This is a genomic window from Pseudomonas sp. P9_31 (assembly GCF_034008235.1).
Taxonomy (GTDB): Bacteria; Pseudomonadota; Gammaproteobacteria; order Pseudomonadales; family Pseudomonadaceae; genus Aquipseudomonas.
In genome coordinates this window covers 5,659,073-5,681,383 of the sequence record NZ_CP125375.1, presented here as the reverse complement: position 1 = coordinate 5,681,383, position 22,311 = coordinate 5,659,073, and the positions used below count along the sequence as shown (strand labels likewise).

The following is a 22,311-nucleotide window of genomic DNA, read 5'->3' as shown; positions in this document are numbered from 1 at the left end:
TTTTTGCGTCTGCACGTTTGATTGCTGTTTTTATGCAGGCGCCCGAGTTGAATGACTCGACAGGTTTTTCGAGGAAAATGGTTGGCGAAGCCGGTTTCAGGCTTTTCGCCCCGTTGTTCATGCGCGTGGTTTATGCACATGAGCCGATCATTTTCTGCTTCACTCAAGGCTCGCCCAAAGGCTTGCTGCCCGGATCATAGGGGAATGGCGTAATGGCAACGGTAGACCGCTGGCTGCTGCCAGATGGCATCGAAGAAGTACTGCCACCAGAAGCCGCGCGTATCGAAGTAGCGCGTCGTCAGGTGTTGGATCTGTTCCAGAGCTGGGGTTACGAGTTTGTCGTGACCCCCCATATCGAGTACCTGGAGTCCCTGCTGACCGGCGCGGGCTCGGATCTCGATCTGCGTACCTTCAAGGTCATCGACCCGCAATCGGGCCGGCAGATGGGTTTCCGTGCAGACATCACGCCGCAAGTGGCGCGCATCGATGCGCACACCTTGCGTCGTGAAGGCCCGAGCCGTCTGTGCTATGCCGGTAGCGTGCTGCATGCTCAGCCACGTGCCTTGTCGTCCTCACGCAGCCCGATTCAACTGGGCGCCGAGTTGTACGGCGATGCCAGCCCTAGCAGCGACGTGGAAGTCATCAGCCTGATGCTGGCCATGCTGCAACTGGCCGATGTGCCGGATGTGCACATGGATCTCGGTCATGTCGGCATCTACCGTGGCCTGGCCCGCGCCGCCGGTTTGTCCGGCGAAGTCGAGCAACAGTTGTTCGATGCATTGCAACGTAAAGCCATCGACGAGGTCATTACCTTGACCGAAGGCTTGCCTGCCGATCTGTCGGGCATGCTGCGGGCGCTGGTCGACCTGTGTGGCGGTCGTGAAGTGTTGAGCGCTGCACGTGAGCGTCTGGCCAATGCGCCAGCGCCTGTTCTGGCGGCGCTGGACGATTTGCTGGCGATTGCCGAGCGACTGTCTACGCGTTTCCCGGAGTTGCCGCTGTACTTCGACCTGGGCGAGTTGCGCGGCTACCACTACCACACCGGTGTGGTGTTCGCTGTGTTTGTGCCGGGCGTTGGCCAGTCCATCGCTCAGGGCGGTCGTTACGACGACATCGGCGCCGACTTCGGTCGCGCCCGTCCGGCGACCGGTTTCTCTACCGATTTGAAAACCCTGGTGACCCTGGGGCGTGCTGAGATCAAGCTACCGTCTGGCGGTATCTGGATGCCTGACAGTACGGATGCAGCACTCTGGCAGCAGGTTTGCCAGTTGCGCAGTGAGGGGCAGCGTGTCGTCCAGGCATTGCCTGGGCAGCCTTTGGCCGCCGCCCGTGAAGCGGACTGCGACCGGCAATTGATTCAGCAGAACGGGCTTTGGCAAGTATCGCCACTGGCTTCTTGAGTTTTCCTGCCGGCCGCCGCCGGCACCAAGTTTGCGCGAATGAGGACAAGTGTTATGGGTAAGAATGTCGTAGTCCTGGGCACCCAATGGGGTGATGAGGGCAAAGGCAAGATCGTTGATCTGCTGACCGAACATGCTGCCGCCGTAGTGCGCTACCAAGGTGGCCACAACGCTGGCCACACCCTGGTGATCGACGGCGAAAAAACCGTCTTGCACCTGATCCCGTCGGGCGTGCTGCGCGAAGGCGTGCAGTGCCTGATCGGTAACGGCGTGGTGGTTGCACCCGACGCTCTGCTGCGGGAAATCATCAAGCTGGAAGAGAAAGGCGTACCGGTGCGCGAGCGCCTGCGTATCAGCCCGTCCTGCCCGCTGATCCTGTCCTACCACGTAGCGCTGGACCAGGCCCGTGAAAAGGCCCGTGGCGAGCTGAAGATTGGTACCACCGGTCGCGGCATCGGCCCGGCTTACGAAGACAAGGTAGCCCGTCGCGGTCTGCGCATCGGTGACCTGTTCCACCGTGAGCGTTTCGCCGCCAAGCTGGGCGAGTTGCTGGATTACCACAACTTCGTACTGGTCAATTACTACAAAGAGCCAGCAATCGACTTCCAGAAGACGCTCGACGAGTGCATGGAATACGCCGAGCTGCTCAAGCCGATGATGCTCGACGTCACTGCCGAACTGCATAACCTGCGTCGCGACGGCAAAGACATCATGTTCGAAGGCGCCCAGGGCTCCCTGCTGGACATCGACCACGGCACCTACCCGTACGTGACCAGCTCCAACACCACCGCAGGCGGCATCGCCACCGGTTCGGGTTTTGGTCCGATGTACCTGGATTACATCCTCGGCATCACCAAGGCTTACACCACTCGCGTGGGTTCGGGTCCGTTCCCGACTGAGCTGTTCGATGACGTGGGGGCTTTTCTGGCCAAGCGTGGCCATGAGTTCGGTGCTACCACCGGCCGTGCCCGTCGTTGCGGCTGGTTCGACGCCGTCATCCTGCGTCGCGCCATCGACGTCAACAGCATCTCGGGCCTGTGCCTGACCAAGCTGGACGTGCTGGACGGTCTGGAAACCATCAACATCTGCGTGGGCTACAAGAACCAGGATGGTGCAGTGATCGACGCACCGACTGACGCCGACAGCTACATCGGCCTGGAGCCGGTGTACGAGCAAATGCCAGGCTGGACCGAATCCACCGTCGGTGCCAAGACCCTGGAAGAGCTGCCTCAGGCTGCACGCAACTACATCAAACGCGTCGAAGAGTTGGTCGGTGCGCCGATCGACATTATTTCGACGGGCCCGGACCGCAACGAAACCATCGTTCTGCGTCACCCGTTCGCTTAATAAGTCGTTGATGTAAAACACAAAGGCCCCTTAATCGGGGCCTTTGTCGTTTATGCCTGTTGGACGGCATGACCTTTGCTGTGAATATCGCCTTCAGAGTGCCATCAATTTAATGGCGTTAAAGCAGAGGGATTTCCAGTGTCGGCCGTTCTCTCACTGTTACAAAGCCGTCTCTTGCGGCCTGTGTTCGTTACCCTTGGTATCGCCCTTTTGGTGCAGGTGCTGGTGGCTGTCGCTCTGACCCGGAGCACAGTGACTGCACTGGAAGCCGATTTGGGTGTGCGCCTGAGCACTGATAGCCAAAAGCTCTCCGGTGAGCTTGAGCAGGCAGGGCGTGAAGTCACGTCGAGCCTGGATAGCCTGTCCACCAGTACCCGTCAGCGCCTGACCGCCGGGTTGTCTTCGCGTCTGAAGGACGAGCAGGCACAGCTGCGTACGACGCTGGAGAAGGGCCTGAAGGATTCGGCCAACGAGATGGCGCAACTTCTGGCCTCGGTCGCACCTCGCGCCATGTGGGACGGTGACATTCCAACCCTGTCCGAGTTCGCTCGCCGTGCCCAGCGCAATCCCAATGTGTTGTTCGTGATCTACGATGATGCGACGGGCCAGCACCTGACGCGCTATCTCAATCGGGAGAACCCGATCAACAAGGCGCTTCTGGAAAAAGGCCAGGGCGAGCGGGCGCTGGACAAGGTGCTGGATGCGGCGAAGAACGATCCGTCGGTCTACTACCTCGAAGCCTCGATCAGCCCCAATGGGGTGGAGATCGGCAAGGTTTTGATGGGGGTCTCGACCGCTTCCGTGGAAACCGATCTGGCGGCGCTGGACAAGCGCTTCTCGGCGTTGATCGCCAGCAGCGATCAATTGGTGGGTGACAGCCTCAAAGGCGCGGCGGCTGATAGCGCAACGGCGATGCGTGGGCGTCTGCAATCGGCGCAGTCCACCGCGTCTGAAATGAAAGCCAATACTACCAGTACCGTGCAGGAAGCTGCGGGGACTTTGCGCTGGCGAATTGGTATGAGCCTGGTGGTGGTGGGTTTCGGTGTGCTGCTGTTGCTGACGGTGGTGCTGGGCCGTCGAGTGGTCAACCGCTTGAAGATGCTGATCACCGCCATGGATGATCTGGCGGCAGGTGAGGGTGATCTGACCAAGCGCGTGCAGATCAATAGTCAGGATGAGATCGGCGACATGGCCTCGGCGGTCAATCGCTTTGTGGATAAGTTGCAGCCGATCGTGCGTGAGGCTGGCGATGTGGCCCAGCGTACCGGCGTGGAAATCGGCGCCATGACCTTGCGCAATGCCGGCGCCGATGCCGCGGCTGGCATGCAGCGCGATGAAGTGGCCGAAAGCTTGCGCGCGTTGTCGCAGATGGCTGACGAAGCTCAGTCTGAAAGCCATGCGATGCAGGCTGCTTTGAAGCAGATGGTGGATATTCGTCAGGCCACCGATGAGAACACTCGAACCTCAGCGAAAGTCGGTAGCCTGATCGAAGCGTTGGCCGGACAAGTTGATACCGGGGCGAAAGTCATTGAGCGGCTGGCGCAGCAGAGTGAGCAGATTGAAGTGGTGCTGACGGTGATTCACGGGATCGCCGAGCAAACCAACTTGTTGGCGCTGAACGCGGCCATTGAGGCGGCGCGTGCCGGTGAGACCGGTCGCGGGTTTGCCGTGGTGGCGGACGAGGTGCGGGCGCTGGCGAGCAAGACTCAGAGCTCGACCGGCGACATTCAGGCGCACATCGTTGCGTTGCAGCAGGGCGCGCGCGAGGCCGTTGCGGCAATCGGGCAGGCCGGACGTCAGGCCAGCGAAGGTTTGCTGGTGTTGCGCGACAGTGCGCGGTTGCAGCAGTCGGTGCAGGTGTCGGTCGAGCAGGTGCATGCGGCGATCGGTCTGGCGACCCAGGCCGCGGCGCATCAGGCGCAAGGTGCACAGGCGGTACGTGGGCGGGTTGAGACTATCCATGCTCAAGCTGAGAAGGCTGCTCAGGCGGTGGTGGAAACCACGGCCAGCGGCAAGGTGCTGGATGGGTTGGCGGCGCAGTTGAAGGCGAGCCTGGGGCAGTTCAGGGCTTAAGGCTTGTATTGGCTGGTAGGGTCTAATCGCGAGCAGGCTCGCTCCCACAGTGATTGTTGGTGGACACAAAATGTGTGAACACCCTAAATCAAATGTGGGAGCGAGCCTGCTCGCGATGACGATGTCAGCGGCTCAAATACATCCGGGTCGTAAGCAAGTAAACCGGCAACCCCGACACCACAATCAACAACGCCGCATAAGGCGCCGCCGCCGCAAACTCCACATTCGCAGTGTGCGCCCAGACTTCCGTCGCCAATGTATTGAGCCCGGTCGGGCTCAGCAGCAGCGTTGCCGTCAGTTCTTTCATCGCATCCAGAAACACCAGCGCAAACGCTGCGCCCAGGGCGGGAAAGATGATGGGCAGGGTCACCCGACAAAACGCGCTGAAAGACGACGCCCCCAGCGTGCGTGCGGCCTCTTCCAGTTGTGGCGCAGCCTTGTTCAGCGCAGTGCGAATCGGCGCCTGCGCCAGTGGCAGAAACAACAACGCATAAGCAATCAGCAGCAGCGCCGAGGTCTGGTACAGCACCGGCGCATAATGCAGAGCGAAATACACCAGGGTCAGCGCAATCACCAACCCTGGCAATGCATGCAACAGATACGGCAGGCGCTCGGCCCAGATCGCCAGCCGGCCTTTATGGCGCACCACCAGCAACCCCACCGGCACCGCCAGCACCAGGCACAGCGCAGCTCCACCTAGCGACAGCGCCAGGGACGATAACAATGCCTCGCTGATCGCGGCTACCGGGAACGCCGCCGATGAACCCACCATCAGCCAGTACGCCAGCATTCCCAGTGGAATGCCGCTGCCGATGATCGCCAGCAGCAAGCAGTAAAGCTGTCCGGCAGTCGCCCATGGCCCCAGACGAACCTGCTCCGCATGCCGCGCCGCGCCCTGGCCGGTGCGCACATGTCGGCCTTTGCCGCGCACTCGCAATTCGAGCCACAGCAACATAAGGCACAGCGCCAGCAATACGGCAGAAAGCATTGCCGCGTTGGCATTGCTGAACTCCAGTTCGAACTGCTGATAGATCGCCGTGGTAAAGGTTTGCAGGCCGATGATCGACAGCGCGCCGAACTCCACCAGCATGTGCAGCGCAATCAGCAGCGAGCCGGCGAGCAGTGACGGCCAGAGCAGGGGCAGGGTGATTTTGAAGAATACGCCCCAACGATTCTGCCCCAGGGTCCGTGCGGACTCTTCAAGAGAGGGATCGAGATTGCGCAGCGTCGCCGCCACCGGCAGAAAGATCAGCGGGTACTTGGACAGGCTCATCACCAGAATCGCACCGCCCAGCCCTTCGAAGTGAGCGCTCAGGGACACCCAGGTGAAGCTGCTGACAAACGCCGGCACCGCGAATGGCAGACACAGGATCACGCCCCATAACCGCCGTCCCGGCAGATTGCTGCGCTCCAGCAACCAGGCGAGTGACAAGCCAATCACACCACAGGCTAATGTGACGCCCAGCATCAGCGCCAGCGTATTGCGCAACAGGCCAAACACGTAGGGCCGCCACAACAGATGCAGCGCCTCGGCCCAGCCGGCTTGCCAGGTCTTGAGGCCGACATAAGCCAGCGGCAACAGACTGAGCACCACCAGCAGCAAAACCGGCAGCAACAACCAGATTGACGGCCGCTTGCGCCGTGGCACGTAGCTCCCGCGCAAGGCGGGGGCGGATAACGATGTGCTCATCAGTTCAAGCCAACGTCGCGTTCCAGGTCCAGGGCTTCTTCGGCGTTGCCGAGGTCGGCCGGCGTGACGTTCGGCGCTTGCAGTTCGCTGAATGGCTTGAGACCGCGATCCGATGCCATGCCCTTGTGCAGCGGGTATTCGGCGGTGGTCTGGGTGATCACGCGCTGACCTTCTTCGCTGGCCATGTAGGCGAGCAATTGCTGCGCTTCTTTTGGATGCTTGCTGGATTTCAGCACCGCAGCGCTGGAAACGGTGATCAGCCCACCGACGTCGCCACCGGTGAAGTAATGCAGTTTCGAGTCGAGCTGGCCTTTTTCACGCTGCAAGGCGAACCAGTAATAGTTGTTCACCAGCACGGTGGCGACTTCGCCATTTTCCACGGCTTTCAGCGCAACCATGTTGTTGCTGTAGGTCTTGCCGAACGCCCGCAGGCCGGTCAGCCATTCTTCGGCGGCGTCCATCCCGTGGACTTTGATGATCGCTACGGCCTGCTCCTGGAAGGCGCCGCTGGAAGGCACGAAGCCGACCTTGCCTTGCCATTTTGGATCGGAGAATTCCATCACTGATTTGGGCAGGTCTTTTTCGTCAATCAGCTTGGGGTTGAAAGCGACGACGCGGACTCGTGCCGTGATGCCGATCCAGGTACCGTTGCCAGCGACGTAGTCTTTGGGCAGAACGGCGAGGGTGGCGGTATCGGTCTGGGCCAGCTGGCCTTGTTCGCCGAGTTTGTTCAGCGGTGGCGATTCTTCGGTGTAGATCACGTCGGCGGGGGAGCGATCGCCTTCTTCGGCGATCTGGCTGGCGAGCTGGTTGCTGCTGCCCTTGCGCACATTGACGTGAATCCCGGTCTTGGCCTCGAAGGCTTTGGCGACGGCGTCGCCGACTTCCTTGTGTTGACCGTTATAGAGTGTCAGGGAAACCGGATCGGCGGCTTGGGTGAGGGGAGTGGCGAGTGTCAGGCCGAGGAGGGTGATGGTCAGGCCGCGGCGCAGGGTATTTCGAAACATCATTCGCAGGGTTCCTCACTGTCGCATTGCAAAAACTTGAAACAATGATAAACGATATTGCTTCTCAAGTGCGCCTTGCGGGTCTGAGGAGTGTTGGCTAGAGGGGGTGGGGCGGGCCTTTGTGGCGAGGGAGCTTGCTCCCGTTCGGCTGCGAAGCGGTCGCAAAACCGGGCAATAAGGTTTGACTAAAAGAATGAGGGGGCCGCTTCGCGCCCCAGCGGGAGCAAGCGCCCTCGCCACAAAACGCAAAAACCCGCTTTCGCGGGTTTTTGTGAAATTCAAGATCGTGACCTTGAATTTGAATTGGTGCCCAGAAGAAGACTCGAACTTCCACGACCTTGCGGTCACCAGCACCTGAAGCTGGCGTGTCTACCAATTTCACCATCTGGGCAGTATCTTCAGCGTTGCCGCTGTTGATGTGGCGCACTATACGGAGAGCATTTTGATCTGTAAACCCCTGATTTAGTTTTAATATTTCAGAAGCTTGGAATGCAAAAAACCCGCTTTCGCGGGTTTTGTGTGAGCCTGAAATTGATCTAATCTCAAGCTCGAAATTGGTGCCCAGAAGAAGACTCGAACTTCCACGACCTTGCGGTCACCAGCACCTGAAGCTGGCGTGTCTACCAATTTCACCATCTGGGCAGTATCGGCAGCGCTAGTGCGTCGTCGATGGCGCGCACTATACGGAGCGTCTTTTTAACTGTAAACCCCTGTCATCAAAAAAACCTGGAAAATTTTACCGGCGGCATTCAAATCAGCTTTGCGGTGTCGATAAAGGGCTTTAGATGGGCTGTCATAGCCTGAAATTTCCCGTTTCATTACGCCTATGCCAAACTAACCCGCATATAGACAAGGTGAAAACTCTCTAATGGCCGATTGGCAGTCCCTCGATCCCGAGGCCGCTCGTGAAGCGGAAAAATATGAAAACCCTATTCCTAGCCGCGAACTGATCCTTCAGCACCTCGCTGATCGAGGTTCGCCTGCTAACCGCGAGCAGCTGGTCGAAGAGTTTGGTCTGACCACAGAAGACCAGATCGAAGCCCTGCGCCGCCGCCTGCGCGCCATGGAGCGCGACGCTCAACTCATCTATACCCGTCGCGGCACTTATGCGCCGGTGGACAAGCTCGACCTGATCCTGGGCCGCATCAGCGGTCACCGTGACGGCTTCGGCTTCCTGGTCCCGGACGACGGCAGTGACGATCTGTTCATGAGCCCGGCGCAAATGCGCCTGGTGTTCGATGGCGACCGTGCGCTGGCGCGTGTTTCCGGCCTCGATCGTCGCGGCCGCCGCGAAGGCATGATCGTCGAAGTGGTGTCCCGTGCCCACGAGAGCATCGTCGGTCGTTACTTCGAGGAGGGCGGCATCGGTTTCGTCGTCGCGGACAATCCGAAGATCCAGCAAGAAGTGCTGGTGACGCCAGGTCGCAACGCCAATGCCCAGATCGGTCAGTTCGTTGAGGTGAAGATCACTCACTGGCCGACGCCACGCTTCCAGCCGCAAGGCGACGTGGTCGAAGTCGTGGGTAACTACATGGCGCCGGGCATGGAAATCGATGTCGCCCTGCGCACCTACGATATTCCTCATGTCTGGCCTGAAGCGGTACTCAAGGAAGCTGCCAAGCTCAAGCCTGAAGTCGAAGAGAAAGACAAAGAGAAGCGCATCGACCTGCGCCATCTGCCGTTCGTGACCATCGACGGCGAAGATGCGCGCGACTTCGATGACGCGGTCTACTGCGAAGCCAAACCGGGCAAGCTGCGCCTGTTCTCCGGTGGCTGGAAGTTGTACGTGGCGATTGCCGACGTTTCCAGCTACGTAAAAATCGGTTCGGCACTGGATAACGAATCCCAGGTTCGTGGCAACTCGGTGTACTTCCCCGAGCGCGTCGTGCCGATGCTGCCTGAACAGCTGTCCAACGGCCTGTGCTCGCTGAACCCGCACGTCGATCGCCTGGCCATGGTTTGCGAGATGACTATCTCCAAATCCGGCGAGATGACCGACTACTGCTTCTACGAAGCGGTGATTCACTCCCATGCCCGCCTGACCTACAACAAGGTCAGCGCCATGCTGGAAACGCCGAAAGCCACCGAGGCTCGTCAGCTTCGTGGTGAATACACCGACGTCCTGCCGCACCTCAAGCAGCTGTATGCGCTGTACAAGGTTTTGCTGGCGGCCCGTCACGTGCGCGGCGCGATCGATTTCGAAACCCAGGAAACCCGAATCATCTTCGGTTCCGAGCGCAAGATTGCCGAAATCCGTCCGACCGTTCGCAACGACGCCCACAAGCTGATCGAGGAATGCATGCTGGCGGCCAACGTGGCCACCGCCGAATTCCTGAAAAAACACGAAATCCCAGCGTTGTACCGCGTCCACGATGGCCCGCCACCGGAGCGTCTGGAAAAACTGCGTGCTTTCCTTGGCGAGCTTGGCCTGTCCCTGCACAAAGGCAAGGACGGTCCGTCGCCGAAGGATTACCAGGCTTTGCTGGCAAGCATCAAGGATCGTCCGGATTTCCATCTGATTCAGACCGTCATGCTGCGTTCGTTGAGTCAGGCGGTGTACAGCGCCGATAATCAGGGCCACTTCGGCCTGAATTACGAAGCCTATACCCACTTCACTTCGCCGATTCGCCGCTACCCGGACTTGCTCACGCACCGGGCGATTCGCAGCGTCATCCATTCGAAAATGGACACCCCGCACGTTCGCCGTGCTGGCGCGATGACCATTCCGAAAGCGCGCATCTACCCGTACGACGAAGCGATTCTGGAGCAGCTCGGCGAGCAGTGCTCGATGAGCGAGCGCCGTGCCGACGAAGCGACCCGCGACGTAGTGAACTGGCTCAAGTGTGAGTTCATGAAAGACCGCGTGGGCGAATCGTTCCCGGGTGTGATCACCGCCGTGACCGGTTTCGGCCTGTTCGTCGAGCTGACCGATATTTACGTCGAAGGCCTGGTGCACGTCACCGCGCTGCCGGGCGATTACTACCACTTCGACCCTGTGCACCATCGCCTCGCCGGTGAGCGTACCGGTCGCAGTTTCCGCCTTGGCGACACCGTTGAAGTGCGGGTCATGCGCGTCGACCTCGACGAGCGCAAGATCGACTTCGAGATGGCTGAAAAAACCATCAGCGCGCCGATCGGCCGCAAAAAACGTGGCGCTGAAACCGCTGCACCTGCCGCCGCTACTACAAAATCGGCTGTGGAGCCGGTGCCGGCGAAAACCGGTCGTCGTCCTGCCAAGGAAAAGGCTGTCGAAGCCTATCGCCCGAGCGATGCCGCGGCAAAAAATGCCGAGTTGCGTAAAAGTCGTGAAATGAAACAGGCATTGCTGTCTGAAGCGAAAAGCGGCGGTAAAGCGGCGTCTGGGGGAAAGACCGGGCGGTCGGCGCCTGACAAGGCCTCCGGCGGCAAGCCAGCAAAACCAAGCAAACACCGTAAAGGCCCGCCAAAAGCGGGTTCCGCTCCAGCCGCCAGAAGCGGCGGGGCGCGTAAACCTAAGGCCAAGTCATGAGTCAGTTGGAAAAGATCTACGGCGTGCACGCGGTAGAAGCATTGCTGCGTCACCACCCAAAACGCGTCAAGCAGATCTGGCTGGCTGAAGGCCGCAGTGATCCGCGGGTTCAGACGCTGATCGAGCTCGCTGCCGAAAATCGCGTAGCCGTCGGTCAGGCCGAGCGCCGTGAGCTGGATGCGTGGGTTGAAGGCGTGCACCAGGGCGTGGTGGCGGACGTGAGTCCGAGCCAGGTCTGGGGCGAGGCGATGCTCGACGAGCTGCTCGATCGCACCGAAGGCGCACCGTTGCTGCTGGTACTCGACGGCGTGACCGATCCGCACAATCTCGGCGCTTGCCTGCGTTCGGCCGATGCGGCCGGCGCGCTGGCCGTGATCGTGCCGAAGGACAAGTCAGCCACCCTGACCCCGACGGTGCGGAAAGTCGCCTGTGGCGCGGCGGAGGTGATTCCGCTGGTGGCCGTGACCAACCTGGCGCGCACCCTGGAAAAGCTCAAGCAGCGTGGCTTGTGGGTCGTCGGTACCGCGGGCGAGGCTGAGCAGGATCTGTATCAGCAGGACCTGACCGGCCCGACCATCCTGATCATGGGGGCGGAGGGCAGCGGAATGCGCCGCCTGACTCGCGACCTTTGCGACTATCTGGTGCGCCTGCCGATGGCGGGCAGTGTCAGCAGTCTCAACGTTTCCGTGGCCACTGGCGTCTGCCTGTTCGAGGCCCTGCGCCAGCGCGGCGTCAAAGCCGCCGGAACCGCCAAAAAGTCCTGATTCGGTTGTAATCCCTGTGGGAGCGAGCCTGCTCGCGATAGCGGAGTTACATTCAGCACAAATGTTGAATGTTGCACCCCATCGCGAGCAGGCTCGCTCCCACAGTGGTTTTGTGTCTGGGCGAAGATTGGGGTTGTTCAAATAATCACCAATTGCCTTGCACCTCTCTCGACCCTTCTCTACAATTGCGCCCCTTGCTGTGACGGCAGGCACGCATGTGTCTATCGCCGGCAAGTCCATAAGTGTCATTCACTCCTTGTCTGACCGCTTTTGAGCGGCAGGCTACAACCCGTAAGGAGCATTCATGCGTCATTACGAAATCATCTTTTTGGTCCACCCGGATCAAAGCGAGCAAGTCGGCGGCATGGTTGAGCGTTACACCAAGCTGATCGAAGAAGACGGCGGCAAAATCCACCGTCTGGAAGATTGGGGCCGTCGTCAACTGGCCTACGCAATCAACAATGTTCACAAGGCTCACTACGTGATGCTGAACGTTGAGTGCACTGGCAAGGCCCTGGCCGAGCTGGAAGACAACTTCCGCTACAACGATGCAGTGATCCGTAACCTGGTCATCCGTCGCGAAGAAGCCGTTACCGGCCAATCCGAGATGCTCAAGGCTGAAGAAAACCGCAGTGAGCGCCGTGAGCGTCGCGACCGTCCTGAGCACTCCGACGCCGAAGGCGTTGATGGTGATGACAGCGACGCCAGCGATAACGCTGACGAGTAATCCACGGACCTTTTGAGGAGCCTATTACATGGCACGTTTCTTCCGTCGTCGTAAATTCTGCCGCTTCACCGCTGAAGACGTGAAAGAGATCGATTACAAAGATCTCAACACTCTGAAAGCTTACGTATCCGAGACCGGCAAAATCGTTCCAAGCCGCATCACCGGTACCAAAGCACGTTATCAGCGTCAGCTGGCCACCGCTATCAAGCGCGCCCGCTTCCTGGCCCTGCTGGCCTACACCGACAGCCACGGCCGCTGAGACCGGGCAGTCGACACGTAGCAAAGGATTGAATGCATGCGCGCCTTAGCTGAGTTCATCATGCGCGGCCGTATGCAGGCCACTCTGGTAGTGGCCGGATGCGCAACATTGCCGTTGTTGTATTGGTTGGGTGCTGCCGCCGGATGCCTTGTGCTCCTGCGGCGCGGATTGAAGGACGCCTTGGGCGTTCTTGCTCTGGGGCTGCTGCCGGCGTTGATCTGGTGGCTTTACTCCGACGACCCACGGGCACTTCTGGTGCTGCTGGGGTCTTCGAGCCTTGCGTTGGTTTTGCGCGCAAGCGAGTCCTGGAGCCGCGTGCTGCTGGTCAGCATAGCGATGGGATTGGTGTTTTCAGTGGTGCTGGGGGTGGCTTTTGCGCCCCAGATCGAGATGCTGGCGCAGGCGTTGATAAAAGTCATGCCGTCGCTACTCGGTGATGTCTACCAGCAATTGTCGGTAGACGAGCAAGCGCGTTTCGCGTCCCTGATTGCACCGGTCCTGACCGGCCTGATTGCGGCCTTGTTGCAAATCGTCAGTGTGCTGAGCCTGATTGTCGGGCGCTACTGGCAGGCGTTGTTGTACAACCCGGGTGGTTTTGGTCGCGAGTTTCGCGCCATCCGAATCCCGCTTTTGCCGGCGATGTTGCTGCTGGTGTTGATGCTTCTGGGGCCTAACTTAGGTTCGCAGATGGCCATGTTGACACCGTTGTGCAGCGTACCGCTGGTGTTCGCCGGGCTGGCCTTGATTCACGGGCTGGTGGCGCAAAAGCGACTGGCCAAATTCTGGCTGGTGGGGTTGTACGTCACGCTGTTGCTGTTCATGCAGCTGATCTATCCGTTGCTGGTGGTCTTGGCCATCGTCGACAGCCTGATTGATTTTCGCGGTCGTTCGGCGCCGAAAGATGCCGATAACGCGAACGGTGAAGGTTAAAAGTTAAGAGGATTTTCACATGCAACTGATCCTTCTGGAAAAAGTCACCAACCTGGGCAACCTGGGTGACAAAGTGAACGTTAAGGCTGGTTACGGTCGTAACTACCTGCTGCCTTACGGCAAAGCTACCGCTGCGACCCCAGCCAACCTGGCTGCGTTCGAAGAGCGTCGCGCTGAGCTGGAAAAAGCCGCAGCAGACCGTAAAACTTCGGCTGAAAGCCGTGCCGCCCAACTGGCTGAGCTGGAAGTGACTATCACTGCCACCGCTGGTGACGAAGGCAAGCTGTTCGGTTCGATCGGCACCCACGACATCGCTGATGCACTGACCGCCTCTGGCGTTGAAGTTGCAAAAAGCGAAGTTCGTCTGCCGAACGGCACCATCCGCAACGTAGGCGAATTCGACGTAGCCGTGCACCTGCACGCCGAAGTTGAAGCCACCGTACGCGTTGTCGTGGTAGCAGCTTAAGCAGCACTTGTCGGCTGGCACCCTTGGGTGCTTGCCGGTAACATCGGGCACGATCCTGTTTACAGGTCGTGCCCTTTGTCTTTCTGTAGTTCCTGATTTTTATAATCCCAGCTCTTCCTGACAAACCAAGTGGCCATGAACGATATCTCCGCTCCCGAGCAATACGATCTGCAAACCGCTGCCCTGAAGGTGCCGCCGCATTCCATCGAGGCCGAACAGGCCGTGCTCGGTGGTTTGATGCTGGACAACAACGCCTGGGAACGCGTGCTCGATCAAGTCTCCGACGGCGATTTCTATCGGCATGACCACCGCCTGATCTTCCGGGCGATCGCCAAACTGGCGGACCAGAACCAGCCGATCGACGTCGTGACCCTGGCCGAGCAGTTGGACAAGGAAGGTCAGACGTCCCAGGTTGGTGGCCTCGGCTACCTCGGCGAACTGGCGAAAAACACGCCGTCCGTCGCCAACATCAAGGCCTATGCCCAAATCGTTCGCGAGCGGGCGACCTTGCGCCAACTGATCGGTATCAGCACCGAAATCGCCGACAGCGCCTTCAACCCGGAAGGTCGCACCGCCGCCGAGATTCTCGACGAAGCTGAACGACAGATCTTCCAGATCGCCGAGGCCCGTCCGAAAACCGGCGGCCCGGTGAGCGTCAACGACCTGCTGACCAAGGCCATCGACCGTATCGACACCTTGTTCAACACCGACAATGCCATCACCGGCCTGTCCACCGGCTATACCGACCTCGATGAGAAAACCAGCGGTCTGCAACCGTCGGACCTGATCATTGTCGCCGGCCGTCCATCCATGGGTAAAACCACCTTTGCGATGAACCTGGTGGAAAACGCCGTGCTGCGTAGCGAGAAGGCTGTTCTGGTTTACTCCCTCGAGATGCCAGGCGAATCGCTGATCATGCGTATGTTGTCGTCCCTCGGTCGGATCGACCAGACCAAGGTCCGGGCCGGTCGCCTGGAAGACGACGATTGGCCGCGCCTGACCTCGGCGGTCAACCTGCTCAACGATCGCAAGCTGTTCATCGATGACACGGCGGGTATCAGCCCCTCGGAAATGCGTGCGCGGACTCGTCGTCTGGTGCGTGAGCACGGTGAGATCGGCTTGATCATGATCGACTACCTGCAGCTGATGCAGATCCCCGGTTCCAGCGGTGACAACCGGACCAACGAGATTTCCGAGATCTCCCGGTCCCTGAAAGCCCTGGCCAAGGAATTCAACTGCCCGGTAGTGGCTCTGTCCCAGCTCAACCGTTCCCTGGAGCAACGGCCGAACAAGCGCCCGGTAAACTCCGACTTGCGGGAATCGGGTGCGATCGAGCAGGACGCCGACGTGATCATGTTCGTGTATCGGGATGAGGTGTATCACCCGGAAACCGAACACAAAGGCATTGCCGAAATCATCATCGGCAAGCAGCGGAACGGCCCGATCGGCTTTATCCGCCTGGCCTTCATCGGCAAATACACCCGATTTGAAAACCTGGCGCCGGGTAGCTACAACTTCGACGACGATGAGTAATATCTACATCGCCTGATCGGGCCTCATCGCGGGCAAGTCGGATCGCCGCACCGCCGCTCCCACAGGGATTACACCGAACCTGTGGGAGCAGGCTTGCCCGCGATGGGGTCGCCGCAATTTCCGACCATAGCCGTCGGAATTGGTCAAAATTTGTGCTATATTCCGCGCCCGCGAAATTCAATGAAAGCCAACACCGGTTATCGACATGCAAGCAGCCAAGCCGTTATTTGACTATCCCAAGTACTGGGCCGAATGTTTCGGGCCAGCGCCATTCCTGCCAATGAGCAGGGAGGAGATGGATCAGCTCGGCTGGGATTCCTGCGACATCATCATCGTCACCGGTGATGCCTACGTCGACCATCCGTCATTCGGTATGGCGATCATCGGCCGGCTGCTGGAAGCCCAGGGCTTCCGCGTCGGGATCATCGCGCAGCCGAACTGGCAGTCCAAAGACGACTTCATGAAGCTCGGCGAGCCGAACCTGTTTTTCGGTGTCGCGGCCGGCAACATGGACTCGATGATCAACCGCTACACCGCCGACAAGAAGATCCGTTCCGACGACGCCTACACCCCCGGTGGCCTGGCGGGCAAACGTCCGGACCGCGCGAGCCTGGTTTACAGCCAGCGCTGCAAGGAAGCCTACAAGCACGTGCCGATCGTGCTCGGTGGCATCGAAGCCTCCCTGCGCCGCATCGCCCACTACGATTACTGGCAGGACCGGGTGCGCAACTCGATCCTGATCGACGCCTGCGCCGACATCCTGCTCTACGGCAACGCCGAGCGTGCGATTGTCGAAGTCGCCCAGCGCTTGTCCTATGGTCACAAGATCGAAGACATCACCGATGTACGTGGCACCGCGTTCATCCGTCGCGACACACCGAAAGACTGGTACGAAGTCGATTCCACGCGTATCGATCGTCCGGGCAAGGTCGACAAGATCATCAACCCGTACGTGAACACCCAAGATACCCAGGCTTGCGCGATCGAGCAGGAAAAGGGGCCGGTTGAAGACCCGAGCGAAGCCAAGGTCGTGCAGATCCTGGCGAGCCCACGGATGACGCGCGACAAGACCGTGATTCGTCTGCCGTCGGTTGAGAAAGTCCGTGGCGACGCGGTTCTTTACGCTCACGCCAACCGCGTGTTGCACCTGGAAACCAACCCGGGCAATGCCCGTGCGCTGGTGCAGAAGCACGGCGAAGTCGATGTCTGGTTCAACCCACCTCCGATTCCGATGACCACCGAAGAAATGGACTACGTGTTCGGCATGCCTTACGCACGGGTTCCGCACCCGGCATACGGCAAGGAAAAGATTCCTGCCTACGACATGATCCGTTTCTCGGTGAACATCATGCGCGGCTGCTTCGGTGGCTGTACGTTCTGCTCGATCACCGAGCACGAAGGCCGGATCATCCAGAACCGTTCCGAAGAGTCGATCATTCGCGAAATCGAAGAGATCCGCGACAAGGTCCCAGGTTTCACCGGCGTCATTTCCGACCTCGGCGGCCCGACGGCGAACATGTACCGCATCGCCTGCAAGACCCCGGAAATCGAATCCGCGTGCCGCAAGCCTTCATGCGTGTTCCCCGGCATTTGCCCGAACCTGAACACCGACCACTCGTCGCTGATCCAGCTCTATCGCAGCGCCCGTGCCTTGCCGGGTGTGAAGAAGATCCTGATCGCGTCCGGCCTGCGTTACGACCTCGCGGTCGAGTCGCCGGAATACGTCAAGGAGCTGGTGACCCACCACGTCGGTGGTTACCTGAAGATCGCCCCGGAACACACCGAGGAAGGTCCGCTCAACCAGATGATGAAACCGGGCATCGGCAGCTATGACAAGTTCAAGCGCATGTTCGAGAAGTACACCAAGGAAGCCGGGAAAGAGCAGTACCTGATTCCGTACTTCATCGCCGCTCACCCGGGCACCACCGACGAAGACATGATGAACCTGGCTCTGTGGCTCAAGGGCAACGGTTTCCGTGCCGATCAGGTGCAGGCGTTCTACCCGTCGCCGATGGCCACCGCCACCGCGATGTACCACTCGGGCAAGAACCCGCTGCGTAAGGTCACTTACAAGAGCGACGGCGTGACCATCGTCAAGAGCGAAGAGCAGCGTCGTCTGCACAAGGCGTTCTTGCGTTATCACGACCCCAAAGGCTGGCCGATGCTGCGTGAAGCGCTGACCCGCATGGGCCGCGCCGACCTGATCGGGCCGGGCAAGAACCAGCTGATCCCGCTGCATCAGCCGGCGACCGACAGCTACCAGAGCGCCCGTCGCAAGAACTCGACACCGGCCGGCAGCCACAAAGTGGCAGGGGAAAAGACCACCAAGATTCTGACCCAGCACACCGGTCTGCCACCGCGCGCCAGCGATGGCGGCAACCCGTGGGACAAGCGTGAACAGGCCAAGGCTGCGGCGTTTGCCCGCAATCAGCAAGCGGCCAAGGATCGCAAGGACGCGGCCAAAGGCAAAGGGCCCAAGCCTGCGCGTAAGCCGGTTGTCCCGCGCTAAACGCTGATCGCTGACAACAGAATGTCAACCTTCGGGTTGGCGTTTTGCTGATCGTCCCACGCAGGAGCGTGGGACGATCAGGCTGCAGCTTTTCAACTTCAAGGAAGAACACCGTGTCCCGCCGCAAGAAATCCCCCGCGCCACAAACCGCCGCCGACAAACTCATGCAGTTGAAATTCGCCCACTGGCTGGCCTGGCAACCGTATGTGCGGCGCTATGGGTGGATTCATGTGGCGGTCATGATGATGACGATTTTTGCCATGTCACTGACCGGCTCGGTGTTCGGTACGGCATTTTTCCCACATGACTACCCGATGATGGAGAACGTCATCTTCGCCATGTTCGGCGGGTGTCTGGTGATGTCCCTGTGTTTCATTGCGCTGACTCGCGGCTACGCCAAGGCGGTCTGGGGATTGTTCACGATGCTGGTGTTCTGTCTGTCGATCACGTTGCTGGTGATGGTCGAGGCGAATCATGCCGGGTTTGCCTGGATAGCGGCGGTGCCGTCGCTGATCGGTTTGTACTTGATGAGCAAGCGGCGCTACCAGCGTGGGATCAGGGTTTTGCAGGTGGGTGCTCGCATCCGCCAGCGGATCAAGCGGCTCGAAGCGAGCCTGAAGCACACCCTGTGAGGCTCACGCGGTAGCGGCTTGCTACATTTGCGTGCACCTGGCCCAAAGCAATTTCCCGCATCGCCCGATTTTGGTGCTGTACTGCCCTAAGCAAATCTATGAAAGTGCCTGCGCTGCTGGGTGGCATAAGTCTTGCGCGCTTTCGAATACGCTTAAGGCTCGCAGGAGGCTCGCCGTGTCGATTCATGTCGCATTGCATCACGTCACACACTACCGCTACGACCGTGCTGTCGAGCTCGGTCCGCAGATCGTTCGCCTGCGCCCGGCGGCCCACAGTCGCACGCGGATTTTGTCCTATGCGCTGAAAGTCTCGCCCGAGCAGCACTTCATCAACTGGCAACAGGACCCTCAGGGCAATTACCTGGCGCGGTTGGTGTTCCCGGAAAAAACCGATGAGCTGCGGATCGAAGTCGACCTGCTGGCAGAAATGGCAGTGTTCAATCCGTTCGACTTCTTCCTTGAGCCCTACGCGGAAAAAATCCCGTTCACCTATGCCGCCGATGAGCGCAAGGAGCTGGCCCCCTATCTGGAAACCTTGCCCCTGACGCCGAAGTTCCAAGTCTACCTGGACGGCATCGACCGCACGCCGTTGCCCAGCGTCGATTTTCTGGTCGCCCTCAACCAGCGCCTGAGTGAAGACATCGGCTACCTGATTCGCATGGAGCCCGGCGTCCAGACCCCCGAACACACCCTTGAACACGCCTCCGGTTCCTGCCGCGACTCGGCGTGGCTACTGGTGCAACTGCTGCGCAACCTCGGGTTGGCGGCGCGTTTCGTCTCCGGCTACCTGATCCAGCTCACCGCCGATGTCAAAAGCCTCGACGGCCCCTCGGGCACCGAGGTGGACTTCACTGACCTGCATGCCTGGTGCGAGGTCTACTTGCCCGGCGCCGGCTGGATCGGCCTGGACGCAACCTCAGGGCTGTTTGCCGGTGAAGGACACATTCCGTTGGCGTGTAGTCCCGATCCGGGCTCTGCGGCGCCGATCAGTGGCTTGGTGGAACCGTGCGAGTGTCAATTCACCCACGAAATGTCCGTGGAGCGGATTTGGGAAGCGCCGCGCGTCACAAAGCCCTACACCGAAGATCAATGGCTGGCGATTCAGGCGCTGGGCCGGCAGATCGATGCCGACCTGTTGGAAGGCGACGTACGCCTGACCATGGGCGGCGAGCCGACCTTCGTTTCCATCGATGACCCCGACGGCGCCGAGTGGAACACCGCCGCCCTCGGCCCGGACAAGCGTCGCCTGTCCGCCGAACTGTTCCAGCGCATGCGCAAGCACTACGCGCCCAAAGGCCTGGTGCATTTCGGCCAGGGCAAGTGGTACCCCGGTGAACAACTGCCGCGCTGGTCGTTGAATTGCTACTGGCGGCGGGATGGTGTGCCGATCTGGCACAACAGCGCGCTGATCGCCGATGAGCAGGAAGACTACGGCGCCGATGGCGAACTGGCCGGGCGTTTTCTGGCGAGTGTCGCCGAGCGCTTGAAAATTCCGACACGCTTCGTGTTTCCGGCCTACGAAGACAATTTCTATTACCTCTGGCGCGAAGGCGCTTTGCCGCAGAACGTCAGCGCCGAAGATTCGCGCCTGGAAGAACCATTGGAGCGGGCGCGGCTGCGCAAAGTCTTCAGCCAAGGGCTGGACAAGGTCATCGGCCAGGTCCTGCCGCTGGCCCGCACCGCCAAGGGTGATCAATGGCAGAGCGGTCGCTGGTACCTGCGCGATGAACACTGCCGGCTGGTACCGGGGGATTCGCCGCTGGGTTATCGCTTGCCGCTGGGGTCACAGCCTTGGGTGAAAGCGGCCGAGTATCCATTCATTTACCCCAACGACCCGAACCAGGAATTCCCGGCGCTGCCGGACACTCAGCAGTTGAACAGTCCGGGCACGCCGGCCGAAGCGGTTGAACGGGATATCGAGGTCGACGAATCCGCAGACTGGCTGACCCGCACCGCATTCTGCGCCGAGGCTCGGGATGGCCGCTTGTACCTGTTCATGCCGCCGTTGGAGCAGGTCGAGGACTACCTGGAACTGGTCACCGCCATCGAGGCGACGGCTCAGGAGCTGCACTGCCCGGTGTTGCTGGAAGGCTATGAACCGCCGAGCGATCCTCGTCTGAGCAACTTTCGCATCACCCCGGATCCGGGCGTGATCGAGGTCAATGTGCAACCGTCCGCCACTTGGGACGAACTGGTTGAACGCACCGAATTTCTCTACGAAGAAGCACGCCAGACTCGCCTGACCACCGAGAAATTCATGATCGATGGTCGCCATACCGGCACCGGCGGCGGTAACCATTTCGTATTGGGTGGTGCGACGCCGGCTGATTCACCGTTTTTGCGTCGTCCGGATTTGCTGCGCAGCCTGATCAGTTACTGGCATAACCACCCGTCCTTGTCCTACCTGTTTTCCGGACTTTTCATTGGCCCGACATCCCAGGCGCCACGGGTGGACGAAGCGCGTAACGACTCGTTGTATGAGCTGGAAATCGCCTTCGCCCAGATGCCGAAGCCGGGGGAAGAATGCGCGCCGTGGCTGGTGGATCGACTGCTGCGCAACTTGTTGATCGATGTCACCGGCAACACCCACCGCTCAGAGTTCTGCATCGACAAACTCTATTCACCCGACGGCGCCACCGGGCGCCTCGGTTTGCTGGAGTTGCGCGCCTTTGAAATGCCGCCTCATGCGCGCATGAGCCTGGCGCAGCAATTGTTGCTGCGGGCGCTGGTGGCGCGATTCTGGCGCGAACCCTATGCGCCGCCGAAACTGGCGCGCTGGGGGACCGAACTGCACGATCGCTTCTTGCTGCCGCACTTTATCGAGCAGGATTTCGCCGACGTCATCGTCGATCTGGATGCCGCCGGTTATCCCGTGCGCGCCGAGTGGTTTGCCGCGCATCTGGAGTTTCGTTTTCCCAAGGTCGGCGACTACGCCGTCAGTGGTATCGAGCTGGAAGTGCGTCAGGCCCTGGAGCCTTGGCATGTGCTGGGTGAAGAGGGCGCGGTGGGCGGCACGGTGCGTTATGTGGATTCGTCCCTGGAGCGCTTGCAGGTCAAAGTCACGGGACTGGCGCCGCAACGTTATTTGCTGACGTGTAACGGCATTCCGGTGCCGCTGCAACCGACCGGCCGGGTTGGCGAATTCGTCGCAGGCGTGCGCTTTCGTGCCTGGCAGCCCTCCAACTGCCTGCAACCGACCATCCCGGTCCACGCGCCGCTGGTGTTCGACCTGCTCGACACCTGGATGGAACGGTCGCTGGGCGGCTGCCAGTACCACGTCGCCCATCCGGGCGGGCGCAATTACGACAGCTTGCCGGTGAACGCTAATGAAGCGGAGAGCCGACGCATGGCGCGATTCTTCCGAATCGGGCACACCCCAGGGAAACTTCCTATACCGAACGTGACGATTAACGACGAGCTGCCGATGACGCTCGATTTACGACGTTTCTAAGCCCTACACGACGCT

At 60.1% G+C, this 22,311-nt stretch carries 15 protein-coding genes and 2 tRNA genes; 13 read left to right on the top strand and 4 right to left on the bottom strand.

Features of this window, described 5'->3' with window-relative positions; genetic code table 11:
- Positions 1–212 precede the first annotated feature (212 nt).
- The 3 genes from QMK51_RS25680 (at position 213) to QMK51_RS25670 (ending at position 4,820) form a co-directional block, all read left to right on the top strand.
- Entirely contained in the window at positions 213–1,400 is a 1,188-nt protein-coding gene (locus QMK51_RS25680) for an ATP phosphoribosyltransferase regulatory subunit (RefSeq protein WP_320392423.1), read from the top strand.
- 54 nt (positions 1,401–1,454) lie between these two features.
- Positions 1,455–2,747, top strand: coding sequence for an adenylosuccinate synthase (locus QMK51_RS25675; RefSeq protein WP_105340473.1), 1,293 nt, complete (start codon positions 1,455–1,457; stop codon positions 2,745–2,747).
- A 138-nt stretch (positions 2,748–2,885) separates the two neighbouring features.
- Positions 2,886–4,820, top strand: coding sequence for a methyl-accepting chemotaxis protein (locus QMK51_RS25670; RefSeq protein WP_320392422.1), 1,935 nt, complete (start codon positions 2,886–2,888; stop codon positions 4,818–4,820).
- Positions 4,821–4,944: 124 nt separating this feature from the next.
- Here the strand turns inward: QMK51_RS25670 and QMK51_RS25665 are convergent, their stop codons facing one another.
- The 4 genes from QMK51_RS25665 to QMK51_RS25650 form a co-directional block, all read right to left on the bottom strand.
- Positions 4,945–6,510 carry an iron ABC transporter permease gene (locus QMK51_RS25665; RefSeq protein WP_320392421.1) on the bottom strand — a complete coding sequence of 522 codons (1,566 nt, stop codon included), beginning with the start codon at positions 6,508–6,510 and terminating at the stop codon, positions 4,945–4,947.
- Complete coding sequence (locus QMK51_RS25660; protein ID WP_320392420.1) at positions 6,510–7,520, bottom strand: extracellular solute-binding protein; 1,011 nt, start codon at positions 7,518–7,520, stop codon at positions 6,510–6,512. The genes QMK51_RS25665 and QMK51_RS25660 overlap by 1 nt, the downstream gene beginning before the upstream one ends.
- A 301-nt stretch (positions 7,521–7,821) precedes the next feature.
- A tRNA-Leu gene (locus tag QMK51_RS25655) sits at positions 7,822–7,908 on the bottom strand.
- A 164-nt stretch (positions 7,909–8,072) separates the two neighbouring features.
- A tRNA-Leu gene (locus QMK51_RS25650) sits at positions 8,073–8,159 on the bottom strand.
- Between the two features lie 226 nt (positions 8,160–8,385).
- Here QMK51_RS25650 and rnr point away from each other — a divergent pair.
- The 10 genes from rnr to QMK51_RS25600 all read left to right on the top strand — a co-directional run bounded on the left by rnr (position 8,386) and on the right by QMK51_RS25600 (position 22,296).
- Positions 8,386–11,025, top strand: a complete 2,640-nt coding sequence (gene rnr, locus QMK51_RS25645; RefSeq protein ID WP_320392419.1) for a ribonuclease R — start codon at positions 8,386–8,388, stop codon at positions 11,023–11,025.
- Positions 11,022–11,789 carry a 23S rRNA (guanosine(2251)-2'-O)-methyltransferase RlmB gene (rlmB, locus tag QMK51_RS25640; protein WP_018928494.1) on the top strand — a complete coding sequence of 256 codons (768 nt, stop codon included), beginning with the start codon at positions 11,022–11,024 and terminating at the stop codon, positions 11,787–11,789. The genes rnr and rlmB overlap by 4 nt, the downstream gene beginning before the upstream one ends.
- A gap of 304 nt (positions 11,790–12,093) precedes the next feature.
- Positions 12,094–12,516, top strand: coding sequence for a 30S ribosomal protein S6 (gene rpsF / locus QMK51_RS25635; protein WP_007902678.1), 423 nt, complete (start codon positions 12,094–12,096; stop codon positions 12,514–12,516).
- Positions 12,517–12,544: 28 nt separating this feature from the next.
- Positions 12,545–12,775, top strand: a complete 231-nt coding sequence (gene rpsR, locus QMK51_RS25630) for a 30S ribosomal protein S18 (RefSeq protein ID WP_002551829.1) — start codon at positions 12,545–12,547, stop codon at positions 12,773–12,775.
- Positions 12,776–12,811: 36 nt separating this feature from the next.
- Complete coding sequence (locus QMK51_RS25625; RefSeq protein WP_320392418.1) at positions 12,812–13,705, top strand: hypothetical protein; 894 nt, start codon at positions 12,812–12,814, stop codon at positions 13,703–13,705.
- A gap of 19 nt (positions 13,706–13,724) precedes the next feature.
- Positions 13,725–14,171: a 50S ribosomal protein L9 gene (gene rplI / locus QMK51_RS25620; RefSeq protein ID WP_008035347.1), complete on the top strand. Its 447-nt coding sequence runs from the start codon at positions 13,725–13,727 to the stop codon at positions 14,169–14,171.
- Positions 14,172–14,306: 135 nt separating this feature from the next.
- Entirely contained in the window at positions 14,307–15,704 is a 1,398-nt protein-coding gene (gene dnaB, locus QMK51_RS25615; RefSeq protein ID WP_253417023.1) for a replicative DNA helicase, read from the top strand.
- Between the two features lie 205 nt (positions 15,705–15,909).
- Positions 15,910–18,213 carry a YgiQ family radical SAM protein gene (locus tag QMK51_RS25610; RefSeq protein ID WP_320392417.1) on the top strand — a complete coding sequence of 768 codons (2,304 nt, stop codon included), beginning with the start codon at positions 15,910–15,912 and terminating at the stop codon, positions 18,211–18,213.
- Between the two features lie 113 nt (positions 18,214–18,326).
- Positions 18,327–18,845: a hypothetical protein gene (locus QMK51_RS25605; RefSeq protein ID WP_320392416.1), complete on the top strand. Its 519-nt coding sequence runs from the start codon at positions 18,327–18,329 to the stop codon at positions 18,843–18,845.
- A gap of 175 nt (positions 18,846–19,020) precedes the next feature.
- On the top strand, positions 19,021–22,296 hold the full coding sequence (locus QMK51_RS25600) for a transglutaminase family protein (protein ID WP_320392415.1): 3,276 nt from the start codon (positions 19,021–19,023) through the stop codon (positions 22,294–22,296).
- The last annotated feature ends 15 nt before the right edge of the window (positions 22,297–22,311 follow it).

Excerpts from the sequence above, each read along its gene's own strand:
- dnaB (WP_253417023.1), top strand. The coding sequence starts at position 14,307 with ATGAACGATATCTCCGCTCCCGAGCAATACGATCTGCAAACCGCTGCC.
- QMK51_RS25680 (WP_320392423.1), top strand. The coding sequence starts at position 213 with ATGGCAACGGTAGACCGCTGGCTGCTGCCAGATGGCATCGAAGAAGTA.
- rpsF (WP_007902678.1), top strand. The coding sequence starts at position 12,094 with ATGCGTCATTACGAAATCATCTTTTTGGTCCACCCGGATCAAAGCGAG.
- rnr (WP_320392419.1), top strand. The coding sequence starts at position 8,386 with ATGGCCGATTGGCAGTCCCTCGATCCCGAGGCCGCTCGTGAAGCGGAA.
- QMK51_RS25665 (WP_320392421.1), bottom strand. The coding sequence starts at position 6,510 with ATGAGCACATCGTTATCCGCCCCCGCCTTGCGCGGGAGCTACGTGCCA.
- QMK51_RS25610 (WP_320392417.1), top strand. The coding sequence starts at position 15,910 with ATGCAAGCAGCCAAGCCGTTATTTGACTATCCCAAGTACTGGGCCGAA.
- rpsR (WP_002551829.1), top strand. The coding sequence starts at position 12,545 with ATGGCACGTTTCTTCCGTCGTCGTAAATTCTGCCGCTTCACCGCTGAA.
- QMK51_RS25660 (WP_320392420.1), bottom strand. The coding sequence starts at position 7,520 with ATGATGTTTCGAAATACCCTGCGCCGCGGCCTGACCATCACCCTCCTC.
- QMK51_RS25625 (WP_320392418.1), top strand. The coding sequence starts at position 12,812 with ATGCGCGCCTTAGCTGAGTTCATCATGCGCGGCCGTATGCAGGCCACT.
- rplI (WP_008035347.1), top strand. The coding sequence starts at position 13,725 with ATGCAACTGATCCTTCTGGAAAAAGTCACCAACCTGGGCAACCTGGGT.
- QMK51_RS25675 (WP_105340473.1), top strand. The coding sequence starts at position 1,455 with ATGGGTAAGAATGTCGTAGTCCTGGGCACCCAATGGGGTGATGAGGGC.
- rlmB (WP_018928494.1), top strand. The coding sequence starts at position 11,022 with ATGAGTCAGTTGGAAAAGATCTACGGCGTGCACGCGGTAGAAGCATTG.